This window comes from Parafrankia sp. Ea1.12 (assembly GCF_900465275.1).
Taxonomy (GTDB): domain Bacteria; phylum Actinomycetota; class Actinomycetes; order Frankiales; family Frankiaceae; genus Parafrankia; species Parafrankia soli.
On the sequence record NZ_UBIZ01000603.1, the window covers coordinates 1 to 4,763 of the forward strand.

Genomic DNA, 4,763 nt, shown 5'->3' on the forward strand with positions numbered 1-4,763 from the left:
GCCGCACCTGCCCCCGCCCGCCTTGGCGCCGACGACCGTCCCAGCGACGGCCAGCCCGGTGACGGCCAGCCCGCGGACGACACCCGTCCCGGCGAGGCCGTCGGCCCCGGGGGCGCGTCCCGCGTCGACCGCCCGGCCGGCCTCGATCCGTGGCTCTGGCGGCTACCGCGCGCGGAGTACATCCGCGTTGGTCGGCGGCCTGCTGGTTGCCTGCCTGGTCCTCCCGGGCTGTTCGGGCTCCGGCGACGATGAGGCACCCTCACCGGCCCCGGCGAGCGGCACAGCGGGCACGGGCCAGGGCGGCGCGGCCTCCCCGGAAGCCCCGCCCGCGGGAACGCCGACCGCGAGCCGCACCACCCGCTTCCAGGGAGCGGACGGGGACGTCGAGGTCGGCTTCGTCGGGCTGCGGGTCGACGGCCAACTCGCCCGCCTCGATCTGCTCTTCACGCCGCGCTACGCCAAGGACCCGGGCACCGGCATCACGCTCTACGACATGGCCGGCAGGCGCGACGCCGCTGTCACCCTGGTCGACTCCGTGAACCTGCGCCGCTACACAGTCGTGCGGGACTCCGCCGGAGTGGCGCTGGGCGCCGCCTCGGGAACCACCCGGACCCGCAACAACGTGCCCGTGACCGGCTCGTTCACCTTCGCCGCACCGCCCGCCGACGTGACCACCGTGGACGTCTACCTCAACGACCGGGTGATCGTCGACGACGCCGCGATCACGCGTTGAGCGCGCTCCCGCGGCCCCCCGCCGCGACAGCGACAGCGGCAGTGACGGCGCCGGTGACCGCGATCGCGGGCCGGGCCGCCCGGCTGGCTCTGGTCACCGCGGCGCTCTGGGTGCTCGCCGGGGCGGAGAGCCCGGGGGCCCTCGGCGCCACGAGCGCACCACCGCCCCCGGCCGATGTGCCCGCCGAGGAGATCACCCGTTCGGTGCGCCCGCTCGACGCCGCCGGCTCGGTCCTCACCATCGACCCGGCGGACTCCGTGCTCCCGCTGGTCACCGAGGAACGGTCCGGCGACCGGGTCACCGTCACGATCAGCGCGGACGTCCTGTTCGCCTTCGACTCCGACGATCTGACCGAGGCCGCGCGCACGGAGATCGCCACGCTCGCGGGCCGGGTCGGCCCTGCCACCAGGACGGTCACGGTTCTCGGCCACACCGACAGCCTCGGCACCCCGGCCTACAACGTGATCCTCTCGCAGCGCCGGGCCAACGCGGTCGCGGATCTGCTCCGCCCAGCCGTACCGAGCGGCACGCGCGTCTCGGCTACGGGCCGCGGCGGAGCCGACCCCGTCGCGCCGAACACCCGGCCCGACGGGTCCGACGACGCCGCCGGGCGCGCGCTGAACAGGCGGGTCCAGATCAGCTTCCTGGCCAGCTGACCTCCGCGGGCGCCATCCGTCTGGACCACGCCGGTTCGATTTGACATCTGCATCGACAACCGTTTTCATTTTCCTCATGTCGCCCCTGCCCCTCCGGCCCGCCGCCGGACACCCGTCGGACCAGGCCTCGCGCCCCCGGTCGCTGCCGGTGGCGCGTCCCGCCGCCGCTCTGCTCACCGCGGCTGCGCTCGCCGCCGCGCTGGCGGCCTGCGGCGGCTCGGGTGGGGGCTCCGGCGGCGCGGGCGGCTCGGCGCCACGGGTGGTCGCGACGACCACCTACGCGGCGGATTTCGCCCGCGCCATCGGCGGTGACGGCATCGAGGTCAGGCAGATCCTGCGGCCGGGCGTCGATCCGCATGACTACGAGCCTTCGCCGGCCGATCTCGAGGCGATCGGCTCCGCGGACGTCCTGATCGAGAACGGTGTCGACCTGGAGAGCTGGCTCGACGACGCGATCTCGGCCAGCGGCTTCGACGGCGTCGAGGTCGTGATGGCCGACGGGGTCACCGTCCGGAATGAGCCCGGAGGGGGCACGGACCACGCCGACGAGGGTGCGCATGAGGACGAGCACGCCGGGGGCGACCCGCACATCTGGCACGACCCGCGCAACGCGAAGATCATGGTCACGAACGTCGAGAAGGGGCTCACGGCGGCCGATCCGGAGAGCTCCGCCACGTACCGCGCCAACCTAGCCGGCTACACGACCAGGCTGGACGAGCTCGACCGGGAGAACCAGCAGAAGATCGACACCATCCCGGCGGACCGGCGCAAGCTGGTCACCAACCACGACTCGTTCGGCTACTACGTGGACCGGTACGGCCTGGAGTTCGTCGGGTCGATCATCCCGAGCTTCGACACGTCCGCCGAGCTCTCCGGCCGGGCGATCGACGACATCGTCAGCCGGATCAGGGCGTCCCGCGTCGTGGCGGTGTTCTCCGAGTCATCCCTGCCGCCGCGGACGGCGCAGACCATCGGCCGCGAGGCGGGCGTCCGCGTCGTCGCCGGCGAGGGTGCCCTCTACGCCGACACGCTGGGCCCGGCGGGGTCTGATGGTGCCACCTACCTCGAAGCCGAACGGCACAACACGGATACCATCGTCAACGCCCTCCGGTGAGACAGGACCCACAGCCAGGATCTACAGGATGGACCGGTGGTCGATCATGACCGGTAACGCTCAGGCACCGTGCCTGACCGCGCCGGACGGGCCGGACGGAGCCCCGTCGCCCGTGGCGATACCGACGACCGCGGCGCCGGTGGCGGCAGTGGCGACAGCACTGGCGGCCGACGCGATCGCGCTCCCCGACCAGGTCGGCGCCGTGATCCCGGATACGGCGATTCCGGATGCAGCGATCCCGGGTACGGCCGCGGGCGAGAGCGGCGGCCAGGCCGGGGCCGCTCCCGCCGCACTGTCGCTGGAGCACGCGAGCATCGCCTACGGCAGGGTGCCGGTGCTGCACGGCGTGCACGGCGTCCTCCACCCGGGCCGGACGCTGGCCCTCATCGGGCCCAACGGCGCGGGCAAGTCAACGCTGATCAAGGCCGTGCTCGGCCTGGTGCCCGTGGTCGACGGGCTGATCACGGTGCTCGGACGTCCCCCGGGCGCCGCCCGCCGGGAGGTCGCCTACGTGCCGCAGGCGGACACGCTCGACCCGGACTTCCCGATCTCGGTCGGTCAGGTCGTGCTGATGGGCCGCTACCGCGGGATCGGCTGGATCCGCCGGCCGGGCCGCGCCGACCGGGCGGCGGCGCAGGCCGCGCTGGAGGCCGTCGGGCTGGCCCACCGGGCCCGGGATCGCTTCGGCACGCTCTCCGGAGGGCAGCGCCAGCGGGTGCTGCTGGCCCGCGCCATCGCCGCCCAGCCCCGCCTGCTGCTGCTCGACGAGCCGTTCAACGGCGTGGACGTCGTCTCGCAGGACGCCCTGCTCGCCGCGCTCAGTACGCTGACCGCCGCCGGCACGGCCGTCGTCGTCTCCACCCACGACCTGGCCCTGGCGCAGCTCATCAGCGACGAGGTGTGCCTGCTGAGCGGCCGTCAGATCACGTTCGGACCGCCCGCCGAGGCGCTCACCGCGGAGCCCCTGCGGGCCGCCTACGGCGGCGCCGCGTTGGAGATCGACGGCCGGGGCGTCGTCGTGACCCGCGTGTGACCAGGCCGTGAGCACGCCCGGCGATCTCCTGATCGCGCCGTTCGAGCGGCCGTTCATGTACCGGGCGCTGCTCGAGGTGCTGCTGCTCGGGACGCTGAGCGCCGTGGTCGGGGTCCTCGTCCTGCTGCGCCGGCTCGCCTTCCTCACCGACGCGCTCACCCACGCCGTCTTCCCGGGTGTCGTGATCGGTTTTCTGATCGCCGGCGACTCCGGCATCGTGCCGGGTGCGCTGCTCGTCGCCGTCGCGGCCGCCGCCGGGTTCACCGCGCTGGTCTCCACCCGGCGGGTCACCGAGGACGCGGCCATGGCGATGCTGCTCACCGGCTGTTTCGCCGTCGGTGTCGTGCTGGTCTCGCGCCGGGAGTCCTACACGTCGGATCTCACCGCGTTCCTCTTCGGACGTCTGCTGACCGTCGACTCCACCGACATCACCGTGACCGCGGTGACCGCCGCCGTGGCTCTCGCGGTGCTCGCGCTGATCCACAAGGAGCTGCTGCTGCGGGCGTTCGACCCGGAGGGGGCGCGCGCGGCCGGGTACCCGGTGTGGCTGCTGGACCTCGTCCTCAACCTGGTGATCGCGCTCGTCGTCGTCGCCGCCGTCCGCGCCGTCGGGACGGTGCTGGTCATTGCCCTGATCGTGATCCCGGCGGCGGCGGCCCGGCTGCTCAGCGACCGGCTGGTGGTCATCGTGCTGGCCTCGATCGGGCTCGGGGTCCTCGGCGGCTGGCTCGGCCTGGTCGCCAGCTACGAGGCGTCCGTGCGCCACGAGATCCGGCTCGCCGCCGGCGCGACGGTCGTCCTGGCGCTGGTCGTGATCTACGCGCTGGCTCTCCTCGTCGCCATGCTGCCGCGCCGGTCACGGGGCGCGCGTTCCCGCGAGCGCCGGCAGCGGCGGCCCGCCTCGTCACGCGGGGCGACCTGATGGCGCTGCTCGACTCGCTGGGCGACGGCTACACCCGGCGGGCCCTCCTCGAGGTGCTGATCGTCGGGACGCTGTGCGGCGCCGTCGGCGTGCACGTCGTGCTGCGCCGGCTCAGCTTCCTCACCATGGCGATGACCCACGCGACCTTCCCGGGCGTCGTGATCGCCTCCCTGATCGGGATGAACCTCGTCCTGGGCGCCGGGCTGTTCGGCGTGCTGCTGGTGAGCACGGTCGCCCTGCTCACCGGCACCCCGGGGCACTCGGCCGGCACCGGTCCGGGTGGCGCTGGCCGGGCGGGCACCGGC

The 4,763-nt window shown here is 74.0% G+C and carries 6 protein-coding genes; all 6 read left to right on the top strand.

Annotation, left to right across the window (positions count from 1 at the left end):
- A partial coding sequence (locus FMEAI12_RS32785; protein ID WP_235014958.1) for a hypothetical protein occupies nucleotides 1-733 on the top strand: 733 nt, incomplete at its 5' end.
- A gap of 53 nt (nucleotides 734-786) precedes the next feature.
- A complete protein-coding gene (locus FMEAI12_RS32790) occupies nucleotides 787-1,389 on the top strand; it encodes an OmpA family protein (protein WP_020464627.1) in 603 nt (200 codons plus the stop codon).
- A 76-nt stretch (nucleotides 1,390-1,465) separates the two neighbouring features.
- The gene (locus tag FMEAI12_RS32795; protein WP_112109030.1) at nucleotides 1,466-2,503 is read left to right on the top strand and encodes a metal ABC transporter substrate-binding protein; all 1,038 of its coding nucleotides are present in this window, start codon (nucleotides 1,466-1,468) and stop codon (nucleotides 2,501-2,503) included.
- A 28-nt stretch (nucleotides 2,504-2,531) separates the two neighbouring features.
- Nucleotides 2,532-3,536: a metal ABC transporter ATP-binding protein gene (locus tag FMEAI12_RS32800; protein ID WP_112109031.1), complete on the top strand. Its 1,005-nt coding sequence runs from the start codon at nucleotides 2,532-2,534 to the stop codon at nucleotides 3,534-3,536.
- A gap of 7 nt (nucleotides 3,537-3,543) precedes the next feature.
- Nucleotides 3,544-4,458, top strand: a complete 915-nt coding sequence (locus tag FMEAI12_RS32805) for a metal ABC transporter permease (RefSeq protein ID WP_071064956.1) — start codon at nucleotides 3,544-3,546, stop codon at nucleotides 4,456-4,458.
- Nucleotides 4,458-4,763: metal ABC transporter permease (locus tag FMEAI12_RS32810; protein ID WP_200835495.1), on the top strand; the 306-nt coding region annotated here is incomplete at its 3' end. The genes FMEAI12_RS32805 and FMEAI12_RS32810, both read left to right, overlap by 1 nt.

Coding starts and splice junctions, on each gene's coding strand:
- FMEAI12_RS32795 (WP_112109030.1), top strand. CDS start 1,466: ATGTCGCCCCTGCCCCTCCGGCCCGCCGCCGGACACCCGTCGGACCAG.
- FMEAI12_RS32800 (WP_112109031.1), top strand. CDS start 2,532: ATGGACCGGTGGTCGATCATGACCGGTAACGCTCAGGCACCGTGCCTG.